The sequence below is a fragment of the Burkholderia sp. MSMB1835 genome, from assembly GCF_001526365.1.
In the GTDB taxonomy this organism is placed as follows: Bacteria; Pseudomonadota; Gammaproteobacteria; order Burkholderiales; family Burkholderiaceae; genus Burkholderia.
The window spans coordinates 76,751-90,015 of the sequence record NZ_LOYP01000001.1 but is presented as its reverse complement, the minus strand read 5'-3'; the positions used below and the strand labels follow the sequence as shown (position 1 = coordinate 90,015).

The 13,265-nt window shown below is 66.8% G+C and carries 14 protein-coding genes; 5 read left to right on the top strand and 9 right to left on the bottom strand.

All coding sequences use genetic code 11. The features are described 5' to 3' along the window. Position 1 precedes the first annotated feature (1 nt). The 7 genes from WS96_RS33445 to WS96_RS00405 form a co-directional block, all read right to left on the bottom strand. The gene (locus WS96_RS33445) at positions 2–766 is read right to left on the bottom strand and encodes a hypothetical protein (RefSeq protein ID WP_156443541.1); all 765 of its coding nucleotides are present in this window, start codon (positions 764–766) and stop codon (positions 2–4) included. 212 nt (positions 767–978) lie between these two features. After that, entirely contained in the window at positions 979–1,956 is a 978-nt protein-coding gene (locus tag WS96_RS00430) for a branched-chain amino acid ABC transporter permease (protein WP_034209655.1), read from the bottom strand. Beyond that, positions 1,956–2,840, bottom strand: a complete 885-nt coding sequence (locus WS96_RS00425) for a branched-chain amino acid ABC transporter permease (RefSeq protein ID WP_012327599.1) — start codon at positions 2,838–2,840, stop codon at positions 1,956–1,958. The genes WS96_RS00430 and WS96_RS00425 overlap by 1 nt, the downstream gene beginning before the upstream one ends. 128 nt (positions 2,841–2,968) lie before the next feature. After that, a complete protein-coding gene (locus tag WS96_RS00420) occupies positions 2,969–4,168 on the bottom strand; it encodes an ABC transporter substrate-binding protein (RefSeq protein WP_059829856.1) in 1,200 nt (399 codons plus the stop codon). A gap of 77 nt (positions 4,169–4,245) precedes the next feature. Beyond that, positions 4,246–5,001, bottom strand: coding sequence for an ABC transporter ATP-binding protein (locus WS96_RS00415; protein ID WP_034209657.1), 756 nt, complete (start codon positions 4,999–5,001; stop codon positions 4,246–4,248). Continuing rightward, positions 4,998–5,777, bottom strand: coding sequence for an ABC transporter ATP-binding protein (locus tag WS96_RS00410; RefSeq protein WP_027783147.1), 780 nt, complete (start codon positions 5,775–5,777; stop codon positions 4,998–5,000). Before WS96_RS00410 ends, WS96_RS00415 begins: the two co-directional genes overlap by 4 nt. Before the next feature lie 432 nt (positions 5,778–6,209). Further along, the gene (locus WS96_RS00405) at positions 6,210–7,898 is read right to left on the bottom strand and encodes a GMC family oxidoreductase (protein ID WP_059829854.1); all 1,689 of its coding nucleotides are present in this window, start codon (positions 7,896–7,898) and stop codon (positions 6,210–6,212) included. A gap of 463 nt (positions 7,899–8,361) precedes the next feature. Between WS96_RS00405 and WS96_RS00400 the strand changes: the two genes are divergently transcribed. Next, on the top strand, positions 8,362–9,261 hold the full coding sequence (locus tag WS96_RS00400; RefSeq protein ID WP_059829853.1) for a LysR family transcriptional regulator: 900 nt from the start codon (positions 8,362–8,364) through the stop codon (positions 9,259–9,261). A 194-nt stretch (positions 9,262–9,455) separates the two neighbouring features. Next, complete coding sequence (locus WS96_RS00395; protein WP_034209660.1) at positions 9,456–9,989, top strand: class IV adenylate cyclase; 534 nt, start codon at positions 9,456–9,458, stop codon at positions 9,987–9,989. 64 nt (positions 9,990–10,053) lie between these two features. On the opposite strand, the gene WS96_RS00390 is transcribed toward WS96_RS00395, so the two are convergent. Continuing rightward, positions 10,054–10,539 (bottom strand): Lrp/AsnC family transcriptional regulator, encoded by a 486-nt coding sequence (locus WS96_RS00390; RefSeq protein WP_006408082.1) that lies wholly within the window; start codon positions 10,537–10,539, stop codon positions 10,054–10,056. A gap of 138 nt (positions 10,540–10,677) precedes the next feature. Here WS96_RS00390 and phhA point away from each other — a divergent pair, with 138 nt between their 5' ends. Together phhA and WS96_RS00380 are read left to right on the top strand one after the other, a co-directional pair. After that, complete coding sequence (gene phhA, locus WS96_RS00385) at positions 10,678–11,571, top strand: phenylalanine 4-monooxygenase (protein WP_034209860.1); 894 nt, start codon at positions 10,678–10,680, stop codon at positions 11,569–11,571. Positions 11,572–11,658: 87 nt separating this feature from the next. Beyond that, the gene (locus WS96_RS00380; protein WP_257127321.1) at positions 11,659–12,036 is read left to right on the top strand and encodes a 4a-hydroxytetrahydrobiopterin dehydratase; all 378 of its coding nucleotides are present in this window, start codon (positions 11,659–11,661) and stop codon (positions 12,034–12,036) included. 93 nt (positions 12,037–12,129) lie between these two features. On the opposite strand, the gene WS96_RS00375 is transcribed toward WS96_RS00380, so the two are convergent. Beyond that, entirely contained in the window at positions 12,130–12,360 is a 231-nt protein-coding gene (locus WS96_RS00375; RefSeq protein ID WP_006401493.1) for a DUF3717 domain-containing protein, read from the bottom strand. Positions 12,361–12,482: 122 nt separating this feature from the next. On the opposite strand from WS96_RS00375, the gene WS96_RS00370 reads away from it, so the two are divergent. Next, positions 12,483–13,175, top strand: a complete 693-nt coding sequence (locus WS96_RS00370) for a response regulator (protein WP_006401494.1) — start codon at positions 12,483–12,485, stop codon at positions 13,173–13,175. Positions 13,176–13,265 lie beyond the last annotated feature (90 nt).

The following is a 13,265-nucleotide window of genomic DNA, read 5'->3' as shown; positions in this document are numbered from 1 at the left end:
ATTATCCGATCCACCTGCGCCCATGCTCGTTTTCCCGCGACGCCGCACCCATGCGCCGCATGCCGGCCGAAATGGTCATTCGGCCATCACGATGCGCAGCAGCAATGTCGTCAGGATGAAGAAGGCGAATAAAGGCGGGATCGCGCGGAAAATCGGTGCGTGCGCAACGGTGGCGGAAACGGCCGCCGTACCGGCCCGATGCGGCCCGGTACGCGCGCGACGAAACGTCGGAAAACCGGCGGCTCATGACGATGCGGATACGGATGCGAGCACAACGACCGCCGGGGCGCGCATACAGGCCGCAGGACGGCTCGGGAATGCCGCGACGCCCCGTCGCGCACCCGATGACGAACGAGCGGCGCCCGCCGCCTCTCCTGCCCCGATCCACCGCGCTGCGCTGCTCATCCAACCGTACTCCCTCTTCTGCATTGTGCTTGTAGGAGAACTGCCGACCGATTTTCCCGACCGCACGGTCGGCGAAAGCCGAGTGTAACGGACGCCTTTCGCGCACGCCAACCGGGTAAGCCCGAAGCGCCTGTGCAGGATTGCGCATCGTCCGTGAACGATCGCGAAAGGGGAAAACGGGGGGACGCGGCGAAGCGCGGAAAGACGCGGTGCGAATGCAAACGCGGAAGATGACCGTCACGCGGGCCGATGCACCATCGATGGAATCCGTGCACGCAAATGAAAAAGCGCTGTTGGATTCCGTCCAACAGCGCTTTGGGGTCCGGGCACTTTGTGCCTCGATTGTCTCCTCGTTCTCCACCTGCAAATTCGTTTCGCGGTGCATCAGAACTAAGGTGAATCTTAAAGAGGCTTAAGCACCACGACAACTTAGCATTTACCCCTATGGTGCATTGCCGCACGAAAATGGGGCACCAGTCTGCCGCGCGGCGCCGGCCCGAACCTGCCGCGACGCCCTTGCCGGGCGTGCCGGATGGTGCTTCGCATCAACGCGCGGCGACGCGCACGGCGTGCTCACGACGACGCTCTCAACGGCTTGATCCGCGCGACCATCTCGCCGACGATGCCACGCCGGAAGGCCAGCACGCATGCGATGAAGATCAGCCCGGTGACGATCGTCGCCGATTCGCCGAGCGAATGGAACCACGCGACGCCCGTCGTCGACGCGAGCCATTCGCCGATGTCGCCGAGCCGGTCTTCCAGCGCCACGATCAGCGCGGCGCCCAGCAGCGGCCCGAACAGCGTGCCCATCCCGCCGACGAGCGTCATCAGCACGACGAGGCCCGACATCGTCCAGTACGCGTCCGACAGCGTCTCGAAGCCGAGCACGAGCACCTTCAGCGAGCCGGCCAGCCCCGCGAGCGCGGCCGACAGGATGAACGCGAGCAGCTTGAAGCGGTCGGTGTCGTAGCCGAGCGAGATCGCGCGCGCTTCGTTCTCCTTGATGGCGACGAGCACCTGGCCGAACGGCGAATGGACGACCCGCACGATGAACGCGCACGCGGCGACGACCACCGCCAGCACGACGTAGTACAGCGCGACGTCGTTCGACAGGTCGAGCAGCCCGAACAGGCGGCCGCGCGGCACGCCCTGCAGGCCGTCCTCGCCGTGCGTGAACGGCGCCTGCAGATAGATGAAGTAGACCATCTGCGCGAACGCGAGCGTGATCATCGCGAAGTAGATGCCCTGCCGGCGGATCGCGAACAGCCCGACGACGAGCCCGAGCAGCGTCGCGCCGACGGTGCCGGCCAGCACGCCGAGCTCCGGCGTGAAACCGAGCGTCTGCATCGAATAGCCGGTCGCATAACCGGCCGTCGCGAGGAACATCGCATGGCCGAACGACAGCAGCCCCGTATAGCCGATCAGCAGGTTGAACGCGGCCGCGAACAGCGCGAAGGCGAGCACCTTCATCACGAACACCGGATACGCGCCGATGAACGGCGCGGCGAGCAGTGCGGCGAGCAGCACGCCGTAGAGCACTTTTCTCTGCATCATTTTTCCTTGCCGAAGAGGCCCGCCGGGCGGAACAGCAGCACGATCGCCATGATCACGAACACGACGGTGGCCGACGCTTCGGGATAGAACACGCGCGTGAAGCCCTCGATCACGCCCAGCAGCAGGCCCGTGACGATCGAGCCGAGGATCGAGCCCATCCCGCCGATCACGACCACCGCGAACACGGTGATGATCATCGGCTGGCCCATCAGCGGCGACACCTGGATCACGGGCGCGGCCAGCACGCCCGCGAACGCGGCGAGCGCGACGCCGAAGCCGTAGGTGAGCGTGATCATCATCGGCACGTTCACGCCGAACGCCTCGACGAGCTTCGGGTTCTCGGTGCCCGCGCGCAGGTACGCGCCGAGCCGCGTCTTCTCGATCACGAACCACGTCGCGAGGCACACCGCGAGCGACGCGACGACGACCCACGCGCGATAGTTCGGCAGGAACATGAAACCGAGGTTCGTCGCACCGGACAACTGCGACGGCACGTCGTACGGCTGGCCGGACGACCCGTAGATCGACCGGAACACGCCTTCGACGACCAGCGTGAGGCCGAACGTGAGCAGCAGCCCGTACAGGTGATCGAGCTTGTACAGCCAGCGCAGCATCGAGCGTTCGATCGCGATCCCGAACGCGCCGACGAGCACCGGCGCCAGCACGAGCATCGCCCAGTACGGCAGCCCGAAATACGACAGGCCCATCCACGCGAGCATCGCGCCCAGCATGAACAGCGCGCCGTGCGCGAAGTTGATCACGTTGAGCAGCCCGAAGATCACCGCGAGCCCGAGGCTCAGGATCGCGTAGAACGAGCCGTTGACGAGCCCGAGCAGCAACTGGCTCAGCATCGCCGGCAACGGAATGCCAAAGATGTCCATCGACTTAGCCGTCAGAATGAGTTTCGTTGCGTGCGCAACGTCCATGCGTCGCGCACGCGGGCGGCGCAGCGGGCACGTCGCCGCAGCCGCCACCGTGCGGCGCGCCCGTGCGCGCCGCTACGCGATGCTTACTTCCACAACGCGCAACGCGTTTCCTGCTTGGTGCCGAACGCCTGTTCGCCCGGAATCGTCGCGAGCACCTTGTAGTAGTCCCACGGCTCCTTCGATTCCGACGGCTTCTTGACTTCCATCAGGTACATGTCGTGGATCATGCTGCCGTCCTGGCGGATATAGCCCTTCGCGTAGAAGTCGCTGATCTTGATCTTCTTCAGCTCGGCCATCACCTTGTCGGAGTCGGTCGTACCGGCGGCCTGCACGGCCTTCAGGTACGTCGTCACCGACGAGTAGTCGGCCGCCTGCAGGCTCGACGGCATCTTCTTCATCTTGCCGAAGTAGCGCTGCGCCCACTGGCGCGACGCCGCGTCGCGATTCCAGTACCAGCTGTCGGTCAGCACGAGGCCCTGCGTCGTTTCGAGGCCGAGGCTGTGCACGTCGTCGATGAACATCAGCAGCGCGGCGAGCTTCATCGACTTCGTGATGCCGAATTCCTTCGCGGCCTTGATCGAGTTGATCGTGTCGCCGCCCGCGTTCGCGAGGCCGAGGATCTGCGCCTTCGACGATTGCGCCTGCAGCAGGAACGACGAGAAATCCGACGCGGACAGCGGGTGACGCACCGCGCCGAGCACCTGCCCGCCGTTCGCCTTCACGACGTCCGACGTGTTCTTCTCGAGCGCCTTGCCGAACGCGTAGTCGGCCGTCAGGAAGAACCAGCTCTTGCCGCCCTGCTTCACCACCGCCGAACCGGTGCCCTTCGCGAGCGCCATCGTGTCGTACGCGTAGTGGACCGTGTACGGCGTGCACTGCTCGTTGGTCAGCGTGTCGGCGCCCGCGCCGATGTTGATGTAGACCTTCTTCTTCTCGGCCGCGACCTGGTTCATCGACAGCGCGGTGGCCGAGTTCGTGCCGCCGACCAGCAGGTCGAGCCCGCCGCGGTCCATCCATTCGCGCGCCTTCGACGCGGCGATGTCGGCCTTGTTCTGGTGGTCGGCGTAGACGACCTCGATCGGCTTGCCGAGCACCTTGCCGCCGAAGTCCGCGACCGCCATGCGGATCGCCTCGAGACCGCCCTGCCCGTCGATATCCGCGTAAAGCCCCGACATGTCGGTGATGAAGCCGATCTTCACGGTATCCGCCGCGTGGGCGGCGCCGGCGGTGAACGCGGCGGCCGCGAGCGCGAGACAGGCCTGTGCGAGGGTCTTCATTTTCATTGACGTCTCCTGTTGTTCTGATGCGTTGTGGTTGTTCGAGAGCCGCCACGGCTAGCGGCAACGGAAACGGGGCGGCGTCACACGCCGAGCAGGTCGTGCAGGATCGGCATCTTGCCTTCCAGTTCGGATGCACGGAAATGCTCGACGATGCGGCCGTGCTCCATCACGTAGAAGCGGTCGGCGAGCGGCGCGGCGAAGCGGAAATTCTGTTCGACCATCACGATCGTGTAGCCGCGCGCCTTCAGCGCGACGATCATCCGTGCGAGCGCCTGCACGATCACCGGCGCCAGGCCTTCGGAGATCTCGTCGAGCAGCAGCAGGTTCGCGCCGGTGCGCAGGATCCGCGCGACCGCGAGCATCTGCTGCTCGCCGCCCGACAGCCGCGTGCCCTGGCTCTGCCGGCGCGACGCGAGGTTCGGGAACATCGCGTAGATCTCGTCGAGCGACATCGCGTGCTCGTGCGGCCCGATCAGCGGCGGCAGCATCAGGTTCTCCTCGCACGACAGGCTCGAGAAGATTCCGCGCTCCTCCGGGCAGTAGCCGATGCCGTAATGGGCGATGCGGTGCGTCGCGAGGCCGATCGTCTCGTGGCCCGCGACCTTGATCGACCCGCTGCGACGGCCCGTGAGGCCCATGATCGCGCGCAGCGTCGTCGTGCGACCCGCGCCGTTGCGGCCGAGCAGCGTGACGACCTCGCCGCGATGCACGGTCAGGTCGACGCCGTGCAGGATGTGGGATTCCCCGTACCAGGCCTCCAGGCCCGTGATCTCCAGCGCAGGCGTACCGCTCTCGACGCCGCTCAATTCGCGTTCCTCCCGTTCGCTGTGCTTCATGCGTGCGCCCCCGCGAGCGCTGCATCGGCGCTGCCCATGTAGGCCTCGATGACGAGCGGATTCTTCGACACTTCCGCATACGAGCCTTCGGCCAGCACCTCGCCGCGTTGCAGGACGGTGATCGTGTCGGAGATCCCCGCGATCACGTTCATGTTGTGTTCCACCATCAGGATCGTGCGGCCGCTCGCGACCTTCTTGATCAGCGCGGTCACGCGGTCGACGTCCTCGTGGCCCATCCCCTGCGTGGGCTCGTCGAGCAGCATCAGTTCGGGCTCCATCGCGAGCGTCGTCGCGATCTCGAGCGCGCGCTTGCGGCCGTAGGCGAGTTCCACGGTCGGCACGTGCGCGAAATCGGTGAGGCCGACCTGCGTGAGCAGATCCATCGCGCGATCGTCGAGCCGCTTCAGCGTGCGTTCGCTGCGCCAGAAATGGAATTCGGTGCCGAGTGCCCGCTGCAGACCGATGCGCACGTTCTGCAGCGCGCTCAGGTGCGGGAACACGGCCGAGATCTGGAACGAGCGGATGATGCCGCGCCGCGCGACCTGCGCGGGCCGCTCGTCGGTGATGTCGATGCCGTTGAAGACGATCTGGCCGGCCGTCGGCGTCAGAAATTTGGTGAGGAGGTTGAAACAGGTGGTCTTGCCCGCGCCGTTCGGCCCGATCAATGCGTGGATCGCACCGCGCCGCACACGCAGGTTGACGCCGTTCACGGCGGTGAAGCCCCTGAATTCCTTCGTCAGTCCGCGTGTTTCCAGAATCGTGTCGCCGAGAATCATGTTCCCTTCCGTACGAAGTCAGGCGAAGCACCGGGAAGCCTGGCGCAAGCGGCCGCGAACGGGTCAGCGGATCAGCGGGCTGCCCCCGGGCGCCGTGGTACGCCTCGAGGGTGGTCTCCCGCGCCGACGCGTATGCACATTGCGCAACATTGTCGCGCCGTTGGTGCAGTGCAATCATCGGGATTTGCACTTATAGGGATGGCCGCCTTGTCGGACGCGGCTGCGCACGGTTTTCACCGCGTTTTTTTGATACGTGCATCATCACGCGTTGACCGGTTGCAGGACGTGGCACGCACATGCCGAAAAAAAGCCGCGCGACGGCGCGGCTTGCACGGATCTTGCCGTTCGAGCGAAAGCGACGGCAGCTTGTTTCGCATATCGAATCAGCGGGCAGTCGCATGACGGCCCGCCGGCGCGCGTGTCAGCGGGCCGTCATGCTGCCGTCACCGCGGCCTCGGTGCGCACCGGCGTCGTTTCGCGCGCCGCACGGCGGTCGGCACGAATCATGTCGCTCGCGCGCTCGGCGATCATCAGCGTCGGCGAATTGGTGTTGCCCGACGTGATGAACGGCATCACCGACGCATCGACGATCCGCAACCCGGCGATGCCGCGCACCCGCAGCCGGCTGTCGACTACCGCGCGCTCGTCGTCGACGCGCCCCATCCGGCAGGTGCCGACCGGGTGGAAGATCGTCGTGCCGACGGCGCCGGCCGCATCGATCAGGTCGGCCTCGGTCCGGTACTGCGGGCCCGGCAGGACTTCCTCGGGACGATAGCGCGCGAGCGCCGGCGCGGACGCGATCCGGCGCGTGAGGCGCAGCGCGTTCGCGGCGACGTGCCGATCGTGATCGGTCGACAGATAGTTCGGCGCGATCGCCGGTGCGCTGCCCGGATCGGCGCTCGTGACGTGCACGCTGCCGCGCGACGTCGGCCGCAAATGGCAGACCGACGCCGTGAAGGCGTTGAAGCCGTGCAGCGGCTCGCCGAAGCGTTCGAGCGACAGCGGCTGCACGTGGTACTGGAGATCGGGGCGCGTGAGTGCGGGATCGTCCGGGTCCGATTTCGCGAATGCGCCCAGTTGCGACGGCGCCATCGACATCGGCCCGCGCTGCAGCAGCGCATATTCGGCGCCGATCATCAGCTTGCCCCACCAGTGCGCGGACAGCGTGTTGAGCGTGCGCACGCCGTCGACGCGAAACGCCATCCGCAATTGCAGGTGGTCCTGCAGGTTTTCGCCGACGCCCGGCAGATCCTGCACGACGTCGATGCCGAGCGCCTGCAGCCGCCGGCCGTCGCCGATGCCCGACAGTTCGAGCAGTTGCGGCGAATTCACCGCGCCCGACGTCAGCAGCACTTCCGCCCGCGCCCGCGCGACGTAATCGGCGCCGCCGCCGCGGTACTCGACGCCGACCGCGCGCCGCCCGTCGAAGATCACGCGCTGCGCGTGCGCGCCGGTGATCACGGTCAGGTTCGGGCGCGCCATCGCGGGCCGCAGGAACGCCTTCGCCGTATTCCAGCGCACGCCGCGCTTCTGGTTCACTTCGAAGTAACCGACCCCGGCGTTGTCGCCGCGGTTGAAGTCGTCGGTGGCGGGGATGCCCGTCTGCTGCGCGGCCTGCGCGAACGATTCGAGGATCTCCCAGCGCAGCCGCTGCTTCTCGACGCGCCAGTAGCCGCCCGCGCCGTGCGCGTCGCTCGCGCCCGCATGGTGATCCTCGCTGCGCTTGAAGATCGGCAGCACGCTGTCCCACGACCAGCCGGCGTCGCCGGTTTCCTGTGCCCAGTTGTCGTAGTCCTCGCGCTGGCCGCGCATGTAGATCATCCCGTTGATCGACGAGCAGCCGCCGAGCACGCGGCCGCGCGGATACGACAGTGCGCGGCCGTTGAGCGCCGCTTCGGGCTGCGTCTTGTACAGCCAGTCGGTGCGCGGGTTGCCGATGCAGTACAGATAGCCGACCGGGATATGAATCCAGTGATAGTCGTCCTTGCCGCCCGCTTCGAGGAGCAGCACGCTGATATCGGGATCCTCGGTCAGGCGGTTCGCGAGCACGCAGCCTGCGGTGCCCGCGCCGACGATCACGTAGTCGAATTCGCCTTCGAGCGTGCGTTGAGTAGTAGTCACTGCTTGTCTCCTGTCGACCAGCGTTAGCGCTTTAGCGCTTACGCTGGTCCCATGGCGTGGCTGGATGGAGTTGGCGCTTCAGCGCCTACTCCATCCCCACGGCGGTCGACCAGCGTTAGCGCTTTAGCGCTTACGCTGGTCCCATGGCGTGGCTGGACGGAGTCAGCACTCCAACGCCTACTCCATCCCCACGGCGGTCGACCCGAGTTAGTGCTTCAACCCTTACCCGGCCCCCACGACATGGCTGGACGAAGTCAGCGCTTCAGCGCTTACTGCGCTCCATGCAAACCTCTTTGTTGTGCACCGCGCGGCGCAATACCGCGCGCATTTTCAGCATAGTGCGTCGCGTCGCGCCGCGCCTGCGGCCTGCGCGCCACGACCCGATGAAGCGTACTCCCGCGCCCGGCCGCCGATCCAATGAGTTATGCTGAACTGCGTTATAAGCCGCGCTCATATCACGACGATGGATCTCACCCTGCTCCGCGCGTTCGCGACGGTCGCGCGCGAAGGCAACCTGACGCGCGCGGCCGCGCAACTGCACCTGACGCAACCGGCCGTCAGCCTCCAGATCAAGCATCTGCAGGAAACGCTCGGCGTCGCGCTGTTCACGCGCACGTCGCGCGGGCTCGCGCTCACGCGCGACGGCCAGACGCTGCTGCCGCATGCGGAACGCGCGCTCGCCGCGGCCGCCGACGTGCAGCGCGCCGCCACCGCGCTGCGGCACGAGGTGCGCGGCCGGCTGCGGATCGGCACGATTCTCGACCCGGAGTTCCTGCGGCTCGGCGGCTTCCTGTGCGCGCTGGTCGAGACCCATCCGCAGATCGAGACCGCGCTGCGCCACGGGATGTCGGGCTGGGTGATCGAACAGGTGCGCGCGCAGGCGCTCGACGTCGGCTACTACATCGGCCGGCCGGGCGAGGACGATCCGCTCGACGGCGCGTTGTTCCACACCCTCGCGCTCACGCATTTCGAGTACCGCGTGCTCGCGCCGGCCGGCTGGAAGGAGCGCGTGCAGCGCGCGCACGACTGGCGCGCGCTCGCCGCGCTGCCGTGGATCTGGACGCCGCCGGCGTCCGCGCACCACCGGCTGCTGTCGCGGCGTTTCGCGGACGCCGGCGCGCAGCCGGTGAAGGTCGCCGAGGTCGATCAGGAGCAATCGATGCTCGACCTCGTCAAATCGGGGATCGGGTTGACGCTCGCGCGCGATTCGACCGCGCTGGCCGAAGCGCACGCGCATGCGCTGACGATCGTCGAGCGCGTGACGGTGCCGACCGAACTGACGTTCGTGACGCTCGCCGAGCGGCGCGACGAACCGGCGATCGCGGCCGCGCTGCGGCTGATCGAAGCGCAGTGGGCGATATGAGCGTGGCTGATGTCGATGCGGCCGGTCGCGCGGCGGGTTTCGGTGCCCGACGCATTCCGCGGATCGCCGTTGCGGATCGATCGCCCGCCCCGCGTCGTGTCGCCGCGTGCCGTCCGCTCGTCACGCCACCATCGCAGGCTTTTTGCTAGATTGTGCGTTCGCACACCGCGAGACCCCGATTGAAGGAGACCCGCATGGCCCGCAACATCGAGATCAAAGCCCGCGCCCGTGAATTCGACCGGCTGCGCGAACAGGCGGCTCAGCTCGCGACCGAAGCGCCGTTGTTCTATCGCCAGCAGGATTTCTTCTACGACGTGCCGCGCGGCCGGCTGAAGCTGCGCCGCTTCGAGGACGGCACGCCGGCCGAGCTGATCTTCTATCAGCGCGACGATCGCGACGGCCCGAAGGCGTCGTACTACACGCGCAGCCCGGTGACGAACCCCGATGCGATGCATTCGCTGCTCGCGACCGCGCTGACCACGCGCGGGATCGTGACGAAGGAACGGCACGTGTACCTCGCGGGCCGCACGCGCATCCACCTCGACCGCGTCGACGGCCTCGGCGACTTCATCGAACTCGAAGTCGTGCTCGGCCCGGACGACGACGAAGCCGGCGGCGAAGCCGAAGCGCACGAGGTGTTCGCGAAGCTCGGCGTGGCGCAGGACGATCTCGTCGCGGTCGCGTACGTCGATCTGCTGAACGCCGACACCCACCCCGAAACGGCCTGATCCGGCCCCGTCGAGGGCGCCCCGCGCGGGCCGCCCTCGCCGCCGGCGCCGCGGCCCCTTCCCGTCACGCGGCGCCGGGCGCCAGATGCGCGAGCGGTAGCGCGCCGTTGCGCTTGAAGGTCGTCAGCACGATGTTCGAGCGCACGCTGTCGACGCCCGGCACACGCATCAGCTTCTTCATCACAAACTGCGACAGCGCGTTGAGATCCGGCGCGACGATCCGCAGCAGGTAGTCGGCATCGCCCACCACCGCATGGCATTCGAGCACTTCCGGCAGCACGTCGATCTGCTGCTGGAATTGCTCGATGATCGAATCGCCGTGATGCTTGAGCTTCAGGCTCGTGAACGCGGTCACGCCGAGCCCGAGCTTTTCGGGCCGCAGCATCACGCGGTAGCCTTCGATCACGCCGGCCGCCTCGAGCCGCTGCAGCCGCCGGCCGATCTGCGACGGCGACAGCGGCACCTCCTCGCCCAACTGCTGATGGGTCGCGCGACCGAAGCGCTGCAGCACGTCCAGCAGCGCGAGATCGAAGTGATCGAGTTCCAGCATGAGTATTCTCCGCATTGATTCTTGATTTAATGCACGATTATCGCATTATCGAGCAATTCAACGCCAACTATGCGCCCAATCCGCGCGCAGCCCGCTCTACACTTGCATGATCTCAACCCCAGCGTGCAGAGCCTGATCATGTCCACCGTCGTCACCGCGAAACTGCAGGAGCAGTTCGACGCGGGCCTCGAAACCCGCGCCGATTTCACCATCGACCAGCCGCTTCAGCGCTACGGCCAGGTCGACCACGCGGTGTGGAAGCAGCTCTATGCACGCCAGTCGACCCTGCTGCGCGGTCGCGCGTGCGATGCATTCGTCGCCGGGCTCGGCAAGATCGAACTGCCGGCCGATCGCGTGCCGTCGTTCGCCGACGTGAACCGCCAGTTGAAGCCCGTGACCGGCTGGGAAATCGTGGCGGTGCCGGGCCTCGTGCCCGACCGCGTGTTCTTCGAGCACCTCGCGAACCGGCGTTTTCCCGTCACCTGGTGGATGCGCCGTCCCGACCAGCTCGACTACCTGCAGGAACCCGACTGCTTCCACGACCTGTTCGGCCACGTGCCGCTGCTGATCGATCCGGTGTTCGCCGACTACATGCAGGCGTATGGCCGCACCGCGCTCGCGGTCGCCGACGACGAAGCGGCGCTGGCGCGGCTCGCTCGCCTCTATTGGTATACGGTGGAATTCGGGCTGATCCGCGACCCGCGCGGGGTCGACGGGCTGTCGATCTACGGCGCCGGGATCGTATCGAGCAAGGGCGAAAGTCTGTACAGCCTCGAAAGCGCGGCGCCGAACCGGCTCGGGTTCGACCTCGAGCGCGTGATGCGCACGCAGTACCGGATCGACACGTTCCAGAAGACCTACTTCGTGATCGACGATTTCGCGCAGCTGTTCGCGCTCGCCGACGTCGACGGCCGCGCACTGGCCAGCCGGCTCGCGGCGCTGCCCGAATTTCCGGCCGGCGCGGTGCTCGAGACCGACCGCGTGCTGCATCGCGGCACGGGCGAGGGTTGGCCGGACGACGACGACGCGTGATGCGCCGGGCGCCGCGGCGCCCGCCGGTTGCCCGTCGCCGGCTGCCCGTCGCCGGCCGCCCGTCGCCCTTCCCGCAACTATGAAACAATGAACGACGCCGGCTTCGCCGCGCGGCGCAGCCGCGGGCGGACGCCGTTACCGAACGAGAGGTGCAAGATGATTCACAAGCTCACATCCGAAGAACGCAAGACCCGGCTCGAAGGCCTGCCGCTCTGGACGGCCGTGCCGGGCCGCGACGCGATCCAGCGCCGCCTGCGCTTCGCCGATTTCAACGAGGCATTCGGCTTCATGACGCGTGTCGCGATCAAGGCGCAGGAGATGAATCACCATCCGGAATGGTTCAACGTATACAACCGCGTCGACGTCACGCTGTCGACCCACGACGCCGACGGGCTGACCGAACGCGACATCGAACTCGCGCGGTTCATCGACGGCGCCGCCGCGCACGCGCAACCGGGCGCCTGAGTATCGCCTCTACCGCCGCGCGTCCTTTCGATGCGCGGCGCGTCAACTTTTCATTTCGCTAAACGTTTTCTAGGATGTACTCAGCGAAAGCCTTCAGCTTTCCAAGCCATCCTTAAGGCGCACGTAAGTCTCGTACGCTTTCCGCGCCTTGGGGTCCAAACCTTCCAGTTGCAGCGCGCTTTCGCGCTGTACAATCAGCAGCGCATACGGCTTGGAGAGCGCGCTGGCCTCTTCGCAGAGTTTGAGTTCGTCGCCGCTCGACGGCGAGCGGGCGCGCCAGAAATTGATCGCGGCTTCTAGGTCGTGGATCGAAATATCGGACATGATTGGATCTAATCGTTCGCTGGCCGCCATGCTTGATGTCAGGCGATGCGGCGTCCCTGTGGAAACGGCTTCGTGCTGTCCGCGTGCCTGAACCGCCAACCCATTGTACTTGAGCGAACTTCATGCGACTCCTTCTGATCGAAGACGACCGCCCCATCGCACGCGGTATCCAGAGCAGCCTCGAGCAGGCTGGCTTCACCGTCGACATGGTGCATGACGGCATTTTTGCCGAGCAGGCGCTGGCACAGAACCGCCACGAACTCGTGATCCTCGACCTCGGCCTGCCGGGCATCGACGGGATGACGCTGCTCACGCGCTTTCGCCAGACCAACCGCCACACGCCCGTGATCGTGCTGACCGCGCGCGACGAGCTGAACGATCGGATCCAGGGCCTGAACTCCGGCGCCGACGACTACATGCTCAAGCCGTTCGAGCCGGCCGAGCTCGAAGCGCGCATCCGCGCGGTGATGCGCCGCAGCGGCCCGCACAGCGACATGCCGCGTCCGGAAGTGTCGCTCGGCGGCGTCCGCCTGTCGGGCGTCGACCGCCGCATCTTCAACGACGACAAGCCGCTCGAACTGTCGCCGCGCGAATTCGCGGTGCTCGAGATGCTGCTGCTGCGTCACGGCCGTGTCGTCAGCAAGGCCCAGTTGCAGGATCACCTCACGCACTTCGGCGGCGATCTCGGCGACACCGCGATCGAAGTCTACGTGCACCGCGTACGCAAGAAACTCGAACAGTGCCGGGTCGAAATCGTCACGGTGCGCGGCTTCGGCTACCTGCTGCAGGAAATCCGCCAGACGGCGAGCGTCTGAGCGACGCCGCGCGCCGGCCGGCCACATGCCGCCGGCGCATGCGCGCTGCTCCGCGTCGCCGCTCCCGGCGCACGACCGCGCCGCTCCCGG

Bases quoted from the DNA above. Each gene is read 5' to 3' on its own strand.
- WS96_RS00430 (WP_034209655.1), bottom strand. From the start codon at position 1,956: ATGCAGAGAAAAGTGCTCTACGGCGTGCTGCTCGCCGCACTGCTCGCC.
- WS96_RS00425 (WP_012327599.1), bottom strand. From the start codon at position 2,840: ATGGACATCTTTGGCATTCCGTTGCCGGCGATGCTGAGCCAGTTGCTG.
- WS96_RS00420 (WP_059829856.1), bottom strand. From the start codon at position 4,168: ATGAAAATGAAGACCCTCGCACAGGCCTGTCTCGCGCTCGCGGCCGCC.
- WS96_RS00415 (WP_034209657.1), bottom strand. From the start codon at position 5,001: ATGAAGCACAGCGAACGGGAGGAACGCGAATTGAGCGGCGTCGAGAGC.
- WS96_RS00410 (WP_027783147.1), bottom strand. From the start codon at position 5,777: ATGATTCTCGGCGACACGATTCTGGAAACACGCGGACTGACGAAGGAA.
- WS96_RS00400 (WP_059829853.1), top strand. From the start codon at position 8,362: ATGGATCTCACCCTGCTCCGCGCGTTCGCGACGGTCGCGCGCGAAGGC.
- WS96_RS00395 (WP_034209660.1), top strand. From the start codon at position 9,456: ATGGCCCGCAACATCGAGATCAAAGCCCGCGCCCGTGAATTCGACCGG.
- WS96_RS00390 (WP_006408082.1), bottom strand. From the start codon at position 10,539: ATGCTGGAACTCGATCACTTCGATCTCGCGCTGCTGGACGTGCTGCAG.
- phhA (WP_034209860.1), top strand. From the start codon at position 10,678: ATGTCCACCGTCGTCACCGCGAAACTGCAGGAGCAGTTCGACGCGGGC.
- WS96_RS00380 (WP_257127321.1), top strand. From the start codon at position 11,659: ATGAACGACGCCGGCTTCGCCGCGCGGCGCAGCCGCGGGCGGACGCCG.
- WS96_RS00375 (WP_006401493.1), bottom strand. From the start codon at position 12,360: ATGTCCGATATTTCGATCCACGACCTAGAAGCCGCGATCAATTTCTGG.
- WS96_RS00370 (WP_006401494.1), top strand. From the start codon at position 12,483: ATGCGACTCCTTCTGATCGAAGACGACCGCCCCATCGCACGCGGTATC.